The following is a 209-nucleotide window of genomic DNA, read 5'->3' on the forward strand; positions in this document are numbered from 1 at the left end:
TTCAATTCACACCCTAAATAATTACGGTTATGCATTAGTGCTACAGCTGCTGTTGTTCCGGATCCCATGAATGGGTCAAATACAACATCATTGACTCGAGATCCTGCTAATACACATGGCTCGATTAAGTCCATTGGAAATGTTGCGAAATGAGCACCCTTGTATGGCTTTGTAGAAACTTGCCAAACACTGCGCTTATTACGAGTAAG

The 209-nt window shown here is 41.6% G+C and carries 1 protein-coding gene; it reads right to left on the reverse strand.

Translation table 11 applies throughout. The features are described 5' to 3' along the window. Positions 1-209: site-specific DNA-methyltransferase (locus RFW85_RS02965; RefSeq protein ID WP_309171114.1), on the reverse strand; the 209-nt coding region annotated here is incomplete at both ends.

This window comes from Acinetobacter sp. 12966 (genome assembly GCF_031196995.1).
In the GTDB taxonomy this organism is placed as follows: Bacteria; Pseudomonadota; Gammaproteobacteria; order Pseudomonadales; family Moraxellaceae; genus Acinetobacter; species Acinetobacter geminorum.